Annotated in this window: 13 protein-coding genes and 1 riboswitch; of the genes, 8 read left to right on the top strand and 5 right to left on the bottom strand. The window is 68.9% G+C overall.

What is annotated here, in order from left to right:
• Positions 1 to 13: 13 nt before the first annotated feature.
• Positions 14 to 1,033, bottom strand: a complete 1,020-nt coding sequence (locus VLK31_RS07385) for a carbon-nitrogen hydrolase family protein (protein WP_409167732.1) — start codon at positions 1,031 to 1,033, stop codon at positions 14 to 16.
• A gap of 220 nt (positions 1,034 to 1,253) precedes the next feature.
• Between VLK31_RS07385 and VLK31_RS07390 the strand changes: the two genes are divergently transcribed.
• On the top strand, positions 1,254 to 2,228 hold the full coding sequence (locus VLK31_RS07390; RefSeq protein WP_409167733.1) for a helix-turn-helix domain-containing protein: 975 nt from the start codon (positions 1,254 to 1,256) through the stop codon (positions 2,226 to 2,228).
• Positions 2,229 to 2,252: 24 nt separating this feature from the next.
• Here the strand turns inward: VLK31_RS07390 and VLK31_RS07395 are convergent, their stop codons facing one another.
• The 4 genes from VLK31_RS07395 to VLK31_RS07410 form a co-directional block, all read right to left on the bottom strand.
• A complete protein-coding gene (locus VLK31_RS07395; protein WP_409167734.1) occupies positions 2,253 to 3,080 on the bottom strand; it encodes a sulfite exporter TauE/SafE family protein in 828 nt (275 codons plus the stop codon).
• Between the two features lie 293 nt (positions 3,081 to 3,373).
• Positions 3,374 to 3,721: a cell division protein ZapA gene (locus VLK31_RS07400; protein WP_409167735.1), complete on the bottom strand. Its 348-nt coding sequence runs from the start codon at positions 3,719 to 3,721 to the stop codon at positions 3,374 to 3,376.
• Positions 3,718 to 3,942, bottom strand: a complete 225-nt coding sequence (locus tag VLK31_RS07405) for a DUF904 domain-containing protein (protein ID WP_409167736.1) — start codon at positions 3,940 to 3,942, stop codon at positions 3,718 to 3,720. The genes VLK31_RS07400 and VLK31_RS07405 overlap by 4 nt, the downstream gene beginning before the upstream one ends.
• Positions 3,943 to 4,045: 103 nt before the next feature.
• On the bottom strand, positions 4,046 to 5,767 hold the full coding sequence (locus tag VLK31_RS07410) for a ClcB-like voltage-gated chloride channel protein (protein ID WP_409167737.1): 1,722 nt from the start codon (positions 5,765 to 5,767) through the stop codon (positions 4,046 to 4,048).
• Positions 5,768 to 5,822: 55 nt separating this feature from the next.
• Positions 5,823 to 6,081: riboswitch (cobalamin riboswitch) on the top strand.
• 85 nt (positions 6,082 to 6,166) lie between these two features.
• Here VLK31_RS07410 and VLK31_RS07415 point away from each other — a divergent pair.
• From VLK31_RS07415 to cobO, 7 genes are read left to right on the top strand one after another with little or no spacing between them, the layout of a single operon-like run.
• Complete coding sequence (locus VLK31_RS07415; protein ID WP_409167738.1) at positions 6,167 to 8,083, top strand: TonB-dependent receptor domain-containing protein; 1,917 nt, start codon at positions 6,167 to 6,169, stop codon at positions 8,081 to 8,083.
• A gap of 56 nt (positions 8,084 to 8,139) precedes the next feature.
• Positions 8,140 to 9,543: a cobyrinate a,c-diamide synthase gene (locus VLK31_RS07420; RefSeq protein ID WP_409168039.1), complete on the top strand. Its 1,404-nt coding sequence runs from the start codon at positions 8,140 to 8,142 to the stop codon at positions 9,541 to 9,543.
• Complete coding sequence (locus VLK31_RS07425; protein WP_409167739.1) at positions 9,527 to 10,141, top strand: bifunctional adenosylcobinamide kinase/adenosylcobinamide-phosphate guanylyltransferase; 615 nt, start codon at positions 9,527 to 9,529, stop codon at positions 10,139 to 10,141. The genes VLK31_RS07420 and VLK31_RS07425 overlap by 17 nt, the downstream gene beginning before the upstream one ends.
• Complete coding sequence (locus tag VLK31_RS07430; RefSeq protein WP_409167740.1) at positions 10,138 to 11,022, top strand: ABC transporter substrate-binding protein; 885 nt, start codon at positions 10,138 to 10,140, stop codon at positions 11,020 to 11,022. Before VLK31_RS07425 ends, VLK31_RS07430 begins: the two co-directional genes overlap by 4 nt.
• Positions 10,983 to 12,044: a FecCD family ABC transporter permease gene (locus tag VLK31_RS07435; RefSeq protein ID WP_409167741.1), complete on the top strand. Its 1,062-nt coding sequence runs from the start codon at positions 10,983 to 10,985 to the stop codon at positions 12,042 to 12,044. Before VLK31_RS07430 ends, VLK31_RS07435 begins: the two co-directional genes overlap by 40 nt.
• Positions 12,041 to 12,850 carry an ABC transporter ATP-binding protein gene (locus tag VLK31_RS07440; protein WP_409167742.1) on the top strand — a complete coding sequence of 270 codons (810 nt, stop codon included), beginning with the start codon at positions 12,041 to 12,043 and terminating at the stop codon, positions 12,848 to 12,850. The genes VLK31_RS07435 and VLK31_RS07440 overlap by 4 nt, the downstream gene beginning before the upstream one ends.
• 38 nt (positions 12,851 to 12,888) lie before the next feature.
• Positions 12,889 to 13,458 carry a cob(I)yrinic acid a,c-diamide adenosyltransferase gene (cobO, locus tag VLK31_RS07445; RefSeq protein ID WP_409167743.1) on the top strand — a complete coding sequence of 190 codons (570 nt, stop codon included), beginning with the start codon at positions 12,889 to 12,891 and terminating at the stop codon, positions 13,456 to 13,458.
• The last annotated feature ends 200 nt before the right edge of the window (positions 13,459 to 13,658 follow it).

A 13,658-nucleotide genomic window follows, 5' to 3' on the forward strand; every position in this document is an offset into this window, starting at 1 on the left:
GCGCTCTTGCTGCTCAGGCCGCGGCCGTTTCGGCAACGCTGGTTTCTGGCTCGCTGCTCTCCGGCTCCGGCGTGCGCTGCACCACCACGGCTTCACGGCGCGTCTTGTTCAGCAGCAGTTGGGTTACGTCGGGGCGCGAGTAATGGCCGCTCGGGTCGGCCGCGGCCTTGGCGAGCGAGATCATGCCCAGGTCGATGTCGGCGATCACCAGCCCTTCTTCGTCTTCGGCCAGCGGCGTGCCCAGTGGCGAACCGTCGGGCCCGTAGATGCGCGCATAGCCACCGCCGATGCCCAGCATCTGCTGCTTGCCGGCGTCTGTGCACATCAGCTCGCTCATGGCCTTCGACACGGTGGCGCAGGGCGCCAGCACAAAGCAGCCGCCCTCGACCGCATACACCTGGCTGGCCGCGTTGTTGACCTCGTGGCCCAGCGCATGGGCTGCGCCGCGGTACAGAGAAAAGCTCGGCCAGGCGCCGCAGTGAATCTGCTCGTTCTGCGCATACATCGCGTACTTGCTCAGCGGCTGCAGGTGCTCCCAGCAGCACAGCGAGCCGATGTTGCCGATGGGCGTGGGCACCACATGCAGGTCGGAGCCATCGCCTTCGCCGAACACGGTGCGCTCCACGTGCGTGGGCTTGAGCTTGCGGCGCGTCTGCACCGTGTGGCCCTGGTCGTCGATGAGGGCCTGCGCAATGTAGAGGCTGCCCGCGGCCTTCTCGCTGTAGCCGAGCGACAGCCAGATCTTGTGCTTGCGCGCCGCGTCTTTCAGTCGGTCGAACTCGGGCGAGCCGATGACCAGCGAGTTGTCGTGGTACCGCTGCACAAACTGCATGCCCCAGGCCGGCGAGTCGAGCCAGATCCACCACGGGTAGCCGGGCACCCAGGTCTCGGGAAAGGCGATGAGCTGCACGCCTTGTTTGGCGGCCTGCGCCATCAGGTCGATGGTCTTGTCGATGGTGGCGTCGAGGTCGAGGAACACGGGCGCGGCCTGCACGGCGGCGACACGCAGCTTGGGGTGAACGGTGGTCGGCATGGTGTTTCTCCAGGGGCAGTGAAAGTGCAATGAATGAGCAAGTGACGTAACGGACCGCATGTGCAGCGCACCGGGTTTGCGCTGTGGCATGCGGGTTGCTTGAAGCGTAGATTCGCGGCGCCGGAACGCCTTGACCCGGATTGGCGGCGTTCTTGTTCCAGCGTTGCATGCCGTGTTCTTGGCCTTCCACAGCCTTTCTTCAAGCCCTTCGAGGAATCCCATGACCCAGTTGCTCAGCACCGACGCCGTCTCGCGCGACCAGCGGCTTGCCTACTGGACCGACATGATCTGCAACGTGTACGTGCAGCTCGAATGCGACGCCGTGCATGCCGACGACAGCGGCGACTTCACCGGCAGCATCCGCCAGCACACGCTGCCCAGCCTGGACATGTCGGTGGTCACCTCGGGTCCGCAGAAGGTGGTGCGCACGCCGGGGCACATCGCGCATTCGAGCGACGACTTCTTTCTGGTGAGCATCCAGGCGCGCGGGCAGGGCGTGGTGCGCCAGGACGGGCGCGACGCGGTGCTGTCGGCGGGCGACTTCGCGCTATACGACAGCACGCGGCCTTATGAATTGCTGTTCGAGGAGGCGTTCGAGCAGATCGTGCTCAAGCTGCCCGGCGATCGGCTGCGCAGCGAACTGCGCGACACCGAGTCGCTGACGGCCACCACGGTGTCGGGCCGCGAAGGGGCGGGGCACCTGCTGCTGGGCATGATCCGCACGCTGCGCGAAGACATCGACACGCTGCAGCCCGCGTCAGCGCTGGCGGTGGCGCATGGCGTGCAGAACATTCTGGTGGCGGGGTTGCAAACGCTGCCCGCGGCGCGTGCACCGTCGCTGAGCAACCTCACGGCGTACCACCTGGCGCGCGTGAAGCGGCACATCGACGCGCAACTGGCCGACCCGATGCTGTCGGTGGGCACGCTGGCGGCGCAACTGGGGGTGTCTGTGAGCCACATTCACCGCGTGTTCAAGAGCGAGCCGCTCACGCCGTCGCAGTACATCTGGGAGCGCAGGTTGGAGGCCTGCAGCCGCGACCTGCTGGAGCCGCGGCTCGCGGGCCGCCCGGTCGCGGAAATTGCCTACGGCCGGGGCTTCAACGACGCGGCGCATTTCAGCCGCGCGTTCAGGGAGCGCTTCGGCTGCTCGCCGCGCGAGTGGCGGCAACAGGGTGTGAGTTCGCGCATCCAGTAGGGTGGCCGTTCGGCCTGCCAGGCCTCAGCCGTGCAGACCCTTCCACAGCATGTACGCCGCCAGCAGGTACAGGATGGTCGCGAACACGCGCTTCAACTTTTTCACCGGCAGGCTGTGCGCGGCCCTGGCACCCAGCGGCGCGGTGCACACGCTGCACGCGGCAATCACCACCAGCGCAGGCAGCCAGATGTAGCCGAAGGCACCGGCCGGCAAGCCTTCGACCGAATGCCCCGCAATGACATAGCCCAGCACATTGGCCACCGCAATCGGAAAGCCCAGCGCCGCGCTGGTGGCCACCGCGTTGTGGATGGCCACGTTGCACCACGTCATGAACGGCACGCTGATGAAGCCACCGCCCGCGCCCACCAGGCCCGAGATGAAGCCGATGGCGCCACCGGCCGCAAGCTGCCCGCCGGTGCCCGGCATCTGCCGCGTCGGCTTGGGTTTTTTGTCCAGAAACATCTGCGTGGCCGAGAAGCCGACGAACAGCGCGAAGAAGATGGCCAGCGCCGTGCCCTTGAGCAGCGCGAACACGCCCAGGCTGCCAATGAGGCTGCCGATGACGATGCCCGGCGACAGCCGCTGCACGATGTCCCAGCGCACCGCGCCGCGCTTGTGATGCGCGCGCACGCTGGACACCGACGTGAAGATGATGGTGGCCATCGACGTTGCAATCGCCATCTTCACCGCCAGGTCGGCCGGCACGCCGCGCTGGCCCATGATGATCGTGATGAACGGCACCATCAGCATGCCGCCGCCGATGCCCAGCAGGCCCGCGAGGAAGCCAGTGCCCAGGCCGAGCAGGGCCAGTTCGGCAATCAAGAGGGGGTCGAGCAGGGCGGCGAGGTTCACGGTGGCGTCAGAAGGGAAAGTGCTGCTGCAAAAAGCAACGGCCCCGTGCAACTGGTGCAAGGGGCCGTGGCCGGAAAAGGTGTCTGCAGATGGTGTGCCGGACCCGCATCCTGAACCAGGGTTCAGGTGGGCGAGGGCAGCAAGACTTCGGGTTCATCTAACGCGAGATGATCACGCCCGTCTAGCGATGTACCAAGCCCGGCTCCGGAGAGCATTGGAACAAGGAAATATTAAGCCCGACACGTCTGCAGACAAGGCGGATTTTACGCCCCGTATGCGCCCACCGCGCTCATTCAGAGCAAATGTCCATCGCCGGCCAGGGCCTGATCGAGTCTTTGAATGAGCTGGCCGGCTTTGGTGTCGGTTTCGGTGGTATCTGTGCTGGGTGTGCCTGCGGCAACCGCCGCGGGCGCGGCGGCGGCGGCTTCAGTGGTCGCGGCCTGTTGCGCGGCCAGGTCGAACGCCAGGTTCAGCGACGCCAGCACCGCGATGCGGTCGCGGGCCTTCACTTTGCCTGCATCGCGGATCTTGCACATGGCCGCGTCCACGCGCTCGACGGCTTCGCGCAGTTGCGCCTCGCCACCGTCGGGACAGCCGAGCAAATAGCTCTGGCCCATGATCTGAACTTCAATCTGCTTCATGCGGGGGAATCTTGGGAGGGGGGTTCTACCGGCAACCGCTCCAGCAGGGCGTCCAGGCGTGTGCGGGCCGCTGCAAGCCGCGACTTCAGGGCGTCGCGTTCGCGTGCCAGCGCATCGACCTGTTCCTGCAACAGCGCATTGGTGCGCTGCACCTCTTCGTGACGCACAAGCAGGCGTTCAACGCGCTCGGCGATCTGGTCGATGGGGCTGGAGGCGGGCATGGTTGGCGATTGTAGTTTCCTGGGAAAGCGGTCTTGCCGACGCCGGGCGCAGCCGCCAGCGTGGTCGGCATTCTGCGGCCTCGCGTGCCACCGATCAAACCTTTCATGCCTCGCTCAGGCGCACATAGGTGGCCAGCAACGCGCTCTTGGCGACCACGCCCAGCAGCACCGGGTTGGCCGTGCTCTCTATCACCGGCAGCCGCTCGCCCAGGTGGTCCAGAAAGCGCTGCAGTGCTTCGCCCAGGCCGGTGTCGGCGGGGATCGGCTGCAGCGCCTGCGACAGCAGTGCGCCCGCGGTGGTTTCGGCAGGCGCGGTGCCCAGCGCGCCAAGCGGCACCACGCCCAGGTAGCGGTTGCCCTCGTCGACCACATACAGGTACTTCACCGGGTGCTGCAGAAAGAGCTTGCTCATCGCTTCGCGGTCTGCGTGCGGGCCGACCACGGTTTCGGCCGGCTGCACCAGGTCGCGCATGTGCAGGCCGCGCAGGCGCAACTGCGTGTCGCGCTGTTCGTTGCGGCGCAGCGTGATCTCGTACATGGAGCCCGCGTTGGCCGAGCGCGCCACAAAGTACGCGATGACGCTGGCCGCCATCAGCGGCAGCATGACCTGGTAGCTCAGCGTCATCTCGAAGATCATCAATATCGCCATCAGCGGCGCCTGCGTGGCGCCCGCCAGAAACGCGCCCATGCCCACGATGGCGTACGCAAACGGTGCCGAAGTGGCGGCCGGCCACAGCGCCTGCACCCCCTGACCGAACAGCGCACCCACCATGCAGCCGAAGAACAGCGCCGGCGTGAACACGCCGCCGACCGCGCCCGACCCCGCGGTGGCCAGCGTGGCCGCCGTCTTGGCGACCAGCACCATCGCAATGAGCGCCCAGGGCCACGGCGTGTGCAGCACCGCGTTGACCACGCTGTAGCCGTTGCCCCACACCTCTGGCATCGGCACCGATATGGCGCCCATCACCAGCCCGCCCAGCGCCAGCCGCAAAGGCAGCGCAAGCGGCAGCCGCGAGAACAGCGCGCGGCTGCCCTGCAGCGCGCGCAGGAAGCCGATGGCTGCAAAGCCCAGCAGCACGCCGAGCACGCAGAACAGCACGACCTCGGTGCCGTGAATTTCGGGGAAGGCCGGCATCCTGTAGGGGGGCTGGTAGCCGGGCAGTGAGCGCATCGCCACGTTGGCGACCACCGACGCAATGATGATCGGCCCCACGCTTTCCATGGCAATGGAGCCCAGCACGATCTCCGCGACGAAGAAGGCGCCCGCAATGGGCGCGTTGTAGGCGGCGGTGAGGCCTGCCGCCGCGCCGCAGGCCACCAGCAGACGCAGCCGCTCGACCGGAAAACGAAACACGCGCCCCAGCAGCGACGCCGCCAGCGCGGCCAGCTGCACCATCGAGCCTTCGCGCCCGATGGAGCCGCCGGTGCCGATGCTCACCAGCGACGACGCACTGCGCACCAGCGTTTGCGCCACCGGAATGCGCCCGTCGCCCAGCACGATCGCTTCCATGTAGTCGGAGGTGGCGCTGCGCACCGCCACGCGCTTGGCCAGCACCAGCAACCCGCCCGCCACCAGCCCGCCCAGCGTGGGGCAGGCCACGCGCGCCCACCATGGCAGGCGCTTGGCCATGGCCACCAGCCCGTCGCCGGGGCCGAGCAGCAGGTGCTCGAAGTGATAGAGCGCCGCGCGAAACAGTTCGGTGGCCAGGGTACCGAGCAGCCCCGCTACGATGGCCCACAGCAGCATCGACTGCCAGCCGGAACCACCCAGCATGCGCTGCAGCGCCGAACGAAGATTCAAAAATACCGAGGCGGGCCGCATCATGGGCGCCGATGTTAGCGGCGGTGCGCAACTTTCGACTTAAAGCTGGATCTCTGGGCCTAAAATGCCGGCCGTTGGTGCTCGCGGCGTGGTTCACACGGCGCAGTTCAACGGGAAGCAGGAGTGAACGCCCCCCGACCTCAGGTCGGTACCCGGCCGAAGCCGCCTGCGCTGCCCCCGCAACGGTCAAGCAGACGGCGCCGCAAGGCGCCAACCCCTTTCCATTCAAGCCACTGGGCGCCCTGAAACAGGTGCCTGGGAAGGCGGTAGGGGTTGTTCTGCCAGCCCGGATACCGGCCAACAAGGCGGCTGCCGCATGCATCGAAGCATGGGGTGGCCATGGTGCCCATGGCGCTGGCGGGGAGGCCGGCGAGGGGTATAGACGTTCGTTCGGTCCATTCAATGATTTCCCACGTTTGCTTTTCCAGCGGCCGCGCACCTGCGCGCCGTGTTCGCCTCGCTTGCTTGCCACTGGCACTGGCTTGCGCATTTGGCGGCCTCGTCCATGCCCAGGAGGCACCCGCCCTGAGCGAAACGGTGGTCACCGCCAACCGCACGCCGCAGGCGCTGTCGGAACTGGTGGGCGACGTGTCGGTGGTCGATCGCCAGGCCATCGAGCGCAGCGGCGCAACCGGCGTGGCAGACGTGCTGGCGCGCCTGCCCGGCATCGAGATCAGCCGCAACGGCGGCGTGGGCAACACCACCAGCCTGTTCATCCGCGGCGCGGAAACGCGCTTCACGGCGGTGTACCTGGACGGCGTGCGCATCGACTCGCAATCCACCGGCGGCGCCGGCTGGGAAGGCATTCCGCTGTCGCAGATCGACCGCATCGAAGTGCTGCGCGGCCCGGCCGCCGCGGTGTACGGCTCTGACGCCATTGGCGGCGTCATTCAGCTCTTCACGCGGCGCGGCGAAGAGGGCGTGCGCCCCTACGCGGGCATCGGCATCGGCAGCAAGGGACTGCGCCGCATCGAAGGCGGCGTGAGCGGCAAGTCGGGTCTGTTCGACTATTCGTTCGGCGTGGCGCATGAAGAAAGCAAGGGCTTCAACGTGCAGCCCGTGGACAAGCGCACCCCCAGCAAGGACGGCTTCACCAGCCCCGACCGCGACGGCTACCACAGCACCTCGGGCAATGTGAAGCTGGGCTTTCAGCTCACGCCCGACCAGCGCCTGGACGCCACGCTGCTCACCAGCGACACCACGGCCGGCTACGACGCCACCGTGTCCTACCGCACCAAGCTGCCCATTCAGTTCCGCGACGACGAGGCGAACAACACGCTGCGCACCGCGGGCCTGACCTGGTCTTCGAAGTGGAACGACATCTACAGCACCCGCCTGCAGGTGACTGACTCGCAGACCGTGTACAAGACGCAGCCTTCGTTCTACCGCACCGAAACCAACCTGCGCGGCTACCTGTTCCAGAACGAATTTCGCTTTGGCCCGCACCTGGTGACGGCCACCTTCGAGCGCCGCGAAGACGCTCTCGTCAACGCGGCCACCACCTCGGCCAAGCTGCTGTCGCGCGACCGTTCGCAGGACGCGCTTTCGCTGGGTTACGGCTTCGTGCAAGGCCCGCATTCGCTGCAACTGCACGCGCGCCATGACAAGGACAGCGAGTTCGGCGGCAAGACCACCGGCAGCGCGGCCTACGGCTACGCCATCACGCCCGCGCTGCGCTTCACCGCCTCGGCCGGCACCGCCTTTCGCGTGCCCACGCTGTACCAGCGCTTCAGCGAATACGGCGTGTCCACGCTGCGCCCCGAGACCAGCCAGAACGTGGAGCTGGGCATGAACTACGCCCAAGCCGACACCACCGCCGGCATCGTGGTGTACCGCAACCGCGTGCGCAACCTGATCAACTTCGTCGGCACCGCCACCGGCTGCGCCTCCAGCTTCGGTTGCTACACCAACGTGAACCGTGCCACGCTGCAAGGCGCCACGCTGTCGGCCAGCCAGCGCTTCGGCGACGTCACCCTGCGTGCCTCGTTCGACGTGCAGGACCCGAGGGACACCGCCACCGGCAACCTGCTCGCACGCCGCTCCAAGCGCCACGGCACCGTGGGTGCCGACTGGCGCGTGGCGGGCTGGACGCTGGGCGCCGAAGTGCAGGCCTCGAGCCAGCGCTACGACGACGCGGCCAACACCGTGAAGCTGGGCGGCTACACGCTGCTGAACCTGTCGGCCAGCACCAAGATCACGCGCGACCTGAACCTGGTGGCGCGCCTCGACAATGTGGGCAACAAGGACTACCAGTACGCGCGGCTTTACGCCAATGCCGGCCGCACCGCGTACGTCGGCCTCAAGTGGACCCCTCAGTAAAAAAAGCCCCGACCCCCCACGGCACCGGCGACGCCGTTGCAGCCACCTGCGCCGCGGTGCTGGTGGCCGCGCCTGCCTCCGGGCAAGGCAAGACCACCGTGGCCGCCGCGCTCGCGCGGCTGCACGCGCGCCAGGGCCGGCGCGTGCGTGCCTTCAAGTGCGGGCCCGACTTTCTCGACCCGCACTGGCTGGCGCTTGCCACCGGCGCACCGGTGCACTCGCTCGACCTGTGGATGACCGGCGAGGCCGACTGCCGCGCGCGCCTGCGCGCCGCGGCGCGCGAGTGCGACCTGGTGATCGTGGAGGGCGTGATGGGCCTGTTCGACGGCACGCCCAGCGCGGCCGATCTGGCCGTGCGCTTCGGCCTGCCGGTGCTGGCGGTGATCGATGCGCACGCCATGGCCGGCACCTTCGGGGCGCTGGCCTACGGGCTGCAGAACTTTCGACCCGGCTTGCCCTGGGCCGGCGTGCTGGCCAACCGCGTGGCCAGCGAGCGGCATGCGGGCATGCTGAAAGACGCGCTGCGCGAGCCCGCGCAGTGGCTGGGCGCCTTGCCGCGCGACGCGGGCTTCACGCTGCCTGAACGGCACCTGGGGCTGGTGCTGGCCACCGAGCTGGACGACGCGATGGCGCGGCTCGATGCTGTGGCCGATGTGCTGGCCACTACGCCGCTGGGCTTGATGCCGGTGGCGCAATTGCCGCAGGTCAGTTTCGAGCCGGTTGCAGGCGATGGCATCGATCCAGCCGACCCCGCCGTGCCGCCTCTTTTGGCCGGCCGCACCATCGCCATTGCGCGCGATGCGGCGTTCTCCTTCATCTACCCCGCGAACCTGGATGTGCTCACCGCACTGGGTGCGCGGCTGTCCTTTTTCTCGCCGCTCGCCGGCGATGCCTTGCCCGCATGCGACGCCGTGTGGCTGCCCGGCGGCTACCCCGAGCTGCATGCCGAGGCGCTCTCTGCATGTACGCCGATGCGCGACGCGCTGGTGGCCCATGTCGCGGCCGGCAAGCCGGTGTGGGCCGAATGCGGCGGCATGATGGCGCTGTTCGACGAGCTCGCCACGCAAGGCAACGCGCAAGACAGCGCACAAGACCATGGGCATGTGCCTCGCACGCACCGCATGTGGGGCCTGCTGCCCGGCAAGGTCAGCATGCAGAAGCGGCTGGCCGGCCTGGGCCCGCAGCAGCTCACGCTGGGCACGCACAGGTCGCACATGCACACGCTGCGCGGCCACACCTTCCACTACTCGCTCGCCGACACGCCGCTGCCCCCCGCAGCCCACACCGCCCGGCCCGGCCTCACGCAGGCCGTGGGCGCGCGCAGCGGCGAGGCGCTGTATGTGCACGGCCCGGTGCGCGCGAGCTATTTCCATGCATGGTTCGCGTCCAGCCCGCAGGCCACCGCCTGCCTTTTCAGCGCCATGCCCATCGAGTTGGAGCGCCATGCCACTGTCGACTAAGCCCAAGCCCCTCCACAGCGCGACGACTGGCTCGCACGAATTCATCCTCGGCGGACAGAAAAGCGGCAAGTCCCGCCGCGGTGAGCAACGCGCCATCGATTGGCTCGCCGCCGCGCCCCGGCACCGCGCCGTGATGATCGCCACCGCGCAGGCCTACGACGACGAGATGCTGGAGCGCATCGTGCGCCACCAGGCCGACCGCGCCGAGCGCCTGCCGGGCATGCGCACCATCGAGGAGCCCATCGAGCTGGCGCGCGCCATCGTCACGCAAAGCACGCCAGAGACGCTGGTGGTCGTCGACTGCCTCACGCTGTGGCTCACCAACCTGATGATGCCGATGCCCTGCGAAGACGCGCGCCCCGCCACCCGCACCCCGGCCACGCACGCCGGCTTGCTGCTGGCGGCCCTGCGCGATGCGCCCGGCCCCGTGGTGCTGGTGGGCAACGAGATCGGCCTGGGCGTGATTCCGCTCGGCCGCGAGACGCGTGCCTTCGTCGATGCACTGGGCCGCCTGAACCAGGACGTGGCCGCCGCCTGCCACCGCGTCACGCTGATGGCGGCCGGCCTGCCGCTGACGCTGAAGGCGCCCGCCGCATGAAGCAATTTCGTTCGCTGCTTGCGCTGTGCCTGGCACTTTGCGCCTTCACCGTCCAGGCCGTCCACGCGCTGGAAGTGGTCGACGAGCGCGGCGTCAGCGTCAGCCTGCCGCAGCCACCGCAACGCATCGTTTCGCTGCTGCCGTCGCTCACCGAATCGGTGTGTGCGCTGGGCGCGTGCGGCCGGCTGGTGGGCGTCGACCGCTATTCCAATTCGCCCGATCAGGTGAAGGCGCTGCCGCAGTTGGGCGGCGGCATCGACCCCAACGTGGAAGCCGTCGTCGCGCTCAAGCCCGACGTGGTGCTGCTCGCCAAGTCGTCGCGCGTCACGCAGCGGCTGGAGGCGCTGGGCGTGAAGGTGCTGGTGCTCGAGCCCAAGAGCCATGCCGATGTGCGCCGCGTGCTCGACAAGCTCGACCAGGTGCTCGGCACGCACGAGGCGCCCAGGGTGTGGCGCGTGATCGACACCAGCGTGTCGGCCGCCGCGCAGTCGCTGCCCGCGAGTGCGAAGGGGCTGCGCGTGTACTTCGAGGTGAACAACGCGCCCTACGCGGCGGGCGAGTCGTCGTTCATCGGCGAGACGCTCACGCGGCTGGGCGTGAAGAACATCGTGCCGGCGGCGCTCGGCCCGTTTCCCAAGCTCAACCCCGAGTACGTCGTGCGCGCCAACCCCGACCTCATCATGGTCAGCGTGCGCAGCGCGCAGGGCCTGGAGCAGCGGCCCGGCTGGGCCGGCATTCGCGCGGTGCGCGAAGGGCGCATCTGCCGCTTCAGCCCCGAGCAGTCCGACGTGCTGGTGCGCCCCGGCCCGCGCATGGACGAGGCCGCGCGCCTGATGGCGCAATGCATCGCCGAGCAGAGCAGCAAGGGCGGCCAGCGTTGAACGCCGCGCTCAGGCACACGGCCCATCTGCGCCGGGTTCTGCTGATCGGCGTGGGCCTGCTGGTGCTGGGCGCCGTGCTGATGCTGCTGGGCCTGGGCATCGGCAGCACCGGCTTCGAGAGCCTGCTGTCGGCCCGGCACGACCCGGTGGCGCTGCAGATCGTGTGGGACATCCGCCTGCCGCGCACGCTCGGCGCGTGGCTGGCCGGCGCGTTGCTGGGGCTGGCGGGCGCGGTGGCGCAGGGGCTGTTTCGCAACCCGCTGGCCGACCCGTACCTGCTGGGCAGTGCCTCCGGCGCGTCGCTGGGCGTGGCCGTGGCGCTGCTGATGTTCGGCGGCTCGGCCGCCAGCGCGCAATGGGTGATGCGGCTGGGCCTCACGGGCGCGGCCTTCGTTGGCGCGGTGCTGGCGGTGATGCTCACGCTGATGCTTGCGCGCGGCGTGCAGCAGACGCTGCGCCTGCTGCTGGCCGGCGTGATCGTCGGCGTGGTGCTCGGCGCCGCCAAAGACCTGATCACCATCGCCTCGGCCGACATCCTGCAGGCCCTGCAGGGCTTCGTGCTCGGCAGCACCGGCCTGGTCGGCTGGAGCGCCTGCGCGGTGATGGCCATGGTGGGCGCGGTGTGCCTGTTGCTCGCCTGGGCGCTGGCGCCGGTGCTCGACGGGCTGGCGCTGGGCGAGGCCACCGCGCGCAGCCTGGGCCTGCCGCTGGGCGCGATGCGCGCGGCGCTGGTCGTGGTGCTGGCGCTGGCCACCGGCGCCGCCGTGGCGCAGACCGGCCTGATCGCCTTCGTCGGCCTGGCCGCGCCGCACCTGGTGCGCTCGGTCGTCAAGACCACGCATGCGCGGCTCATCGTGCTGTCGGCCTTGATGGGCGGCCTGCTGCTGATGGCGGCCGACCTGCTGGCGCGCTGGCTCATCGCGCCGCAGGAGCTGCCCGTGGGCGTGCTCACCGCGGTGCTGGGCGGCAGCTACCTGCTGTGGCTGATGCACCGGCGCGCCGCGCGGAGCGGGGTGGCATGAGCGACACGAACGACATCCACGCCAGGAACAACGCGGTGACACCCGCCCTCGAAGCCCGCGGCTTGAGCGCCACGCTGGGCGCCACCGAGGTGCTCCACGACATCGACCTGCAACTGTCGGCCGCCCGCTGGACCAGCATCGTCGGGCCGAACGGCGCGGGCAAGTCGACCTTGCTCAAAGCCATGGCCGGGCTGCTCGCGCACCGTGGCCAGGTGCGGCTGTTCGGCGACCTGCAGAGCAAGGTGCCCGCGCGCATCCGTGCCCAGCGCCTTTCCTGGCTGGGCCAGAGCGGCACCGGCGAGGGCAGTGCCGACGACCTGCTGGTGTACGACGTGGCCATGCTGGGCCGGCTGCCGCACCAGCGCTGGCTGGCCGCGCCCAGCGTGGCCGACCGCGACGCCGTGGAGCGCGCCTTGCGCAGCACCCAGGCCTGGGACTGGCGCGACCGGCCGCTGGGCCAGTTGTCGGGTGGCGAGCGCCAGCGCGTGCTGCTGGCGCGCGCGCTGGCGGTCGAGGCCGAACTGCTGCTGATGGACGAGCCGCTCGCCAACCTCGACCCGCCGCACCAGGCCGACTGGATGCAGACCGCCCGCGCGCTGGTGGCCGTGGGCAAGACGGTGGTCAGCGTGCTGCACGAACTGCCGATGGCGTTGGCCGCCGACGAGCTGGTGGTGATGAACCATGGCCGTGTGGTGCACCACGGCGGCTGCAGCGACCCCGCCACCCACACCGCGCTGGAGCAGGTCTTCGACCACCGCATTCGGGTGCACCGCGTGGCGGACCAATGGATTGCGCTGCCGAGGTAGCGCCAGTCCGTGCGAAACAAGGAACCCAGGAACCCCCCATGCAGATCGAAACCCCTCCCAGCGAAAAGCCGTACGAAAAGCCCGAGGGCGAGCGCCGCGGCATCGTCATCGTCAACACCGGTGACGGCAAGGGCAAGAGCACGGCGGCCTTCGGCCTGGCGTTGCGCGCCCACGGCCGCGGCAAGGCCGTGAAGATCTATCAGTTCATGAAGGTACCGTCGGCTCGTTTCGGCGAGCACCGCATGTTCGAGCAGATCGGTATTCCCATCGAGGGGCTCGGCGACGGGTTCAGCTGGAAGAGCCAGGACCTGGAGCGGTCCGGTCAACTGGCGCGCGACGGATGGGAAAAAGCCAAGGCCACGATTCTGTCGGGTGACTTTTTTCTGGTGGTGCTCGACGAGATAACGTACCCGCTTATCTATGGCTGGTTGCCGCTCGAAGGTGTGCTCGAGACTTTGCGTGCGCGGCCCAAGCATGTGCACGTGGTGCTCACGGGGCGCCGTTGTCCGCCTGAGTTGATCGAGCTGGCGGACACGGTGACGGAGATGACCTTGGTCAAGCACGCGTTCAAGGCTGGCATTCCGGCGCAGCGTGGCATTGAGGACTGACGTGAATCGCCGTTGTTCGGGTGTTCTGGCTGGGAGCCGTTCAGGGCGCGCCCACGCCGACGGGGTACCTTGCTCCGCGAATGTCCCCCGGGGCTGCGCCCCTCCTCCTTTATTTCGCTGCGCAAGGCACCCCATCGGCGTGTGCGTTGTACAGAGCCGGGGGTGATCGTGCGATCACCGACAGCGTGCCCAGGTGCACA

Origin of the sequence: Variovorax sp. H27-G14, from assembly GCF_046156345.1 — a bacterium.
In the GTDB taxonomy this organism is placed as follows: Bacteria; Pseudomonadota; Gammaproteobacteria; order Burkholderiales; family Burkholderiaceae_C; genus Variovorax.

What these genes read in the sequence shown, in the direction of transcription:
- VLK31_RS07435 (WP_409167741.1), top strand. Translation starts at nt 10,983, where the DNA reads ATGCATCGCCGAGCAGAGCAGCAAGGGCGGCCAGCGTTGAACGCCGCG.
- VLK31_RS07405 (WP_409167736.1), bottom strand. Translation starts at nt 3,942, where the DNA reads ATGCCCGCCTCCAGCCCCATCGACCAGATCGCCGAGCGCGTTGAACGC.
- VLK31_RS07430 (WP_409167740.1), top strand. Translation starts at nt 10,138, where the DNA reads ATGAAGCAATTTCGTTCGCTGCTTGCGCTGTGCCTGGCACTTTGCGCC.
- VLK31_RS07415 (WP_409167738.1), top strand. Translation starts at nt 6,167, where the DNA reads ATGATTTCCCACGTTTGCTTTTCCAGCGGCCGCGCACCTGCGCGCCGT.
- VLK31_RS07385 (WP_409167732.1), bottom strand. Translation starts at nt 1,033, where the DNA reads ATGCCGACCACCGTTCACCCCAAGCTGCGTGTCGCCGCCGTGCAGGCC.
- cobO (WP_409167743.1), top strand. Translation starts at nt 12,889, where the DNA reads ATGCAGATCGAAACCCCTCCCAGCGAAAAGCCGTACGAAAAGCCCGAG.
- VLK31_RS07440 (WP_409167742.1), top strand. Translation starts at nt 12,041, where the DNA reads ATGAGCGACACGAACGACATCCACGCCAGGAACAACGCGGTGACACCC.
- VLK31_RS07410 (WP_409167737.1), bottom strand. Translation starts at nt 5,767, where the DNA reads ATGATGCGGCCCGCCTCGGTATTTTTGAATCTTCGTTCGGCGCTGCAG.
- VLK31_RS07425 (WP_409167739.1), top strand. Translation starts at nt 9,527, where the DNA reads ATGCCACTGTCGACTAAGCCCAAGCCCCTCCACAGCGCGACGACTGGC.
- VLK31_RS07390 (WP_409167733.1), top strand. Translation starts at nt 1,254, where the DNA reads ATGACCCAGTTGCTCAGCACCGACGCCGTCTCGCGCGACCAGCGGCTT.
- VLK31_RS07400 (WP_409167735.1), bottom strand. Translation starts at nt 3,721, where the DNA reads ATGAAGCAGATTGAAGTTCAGATCATGGGCCAGAGCTATTTGCTCGGC.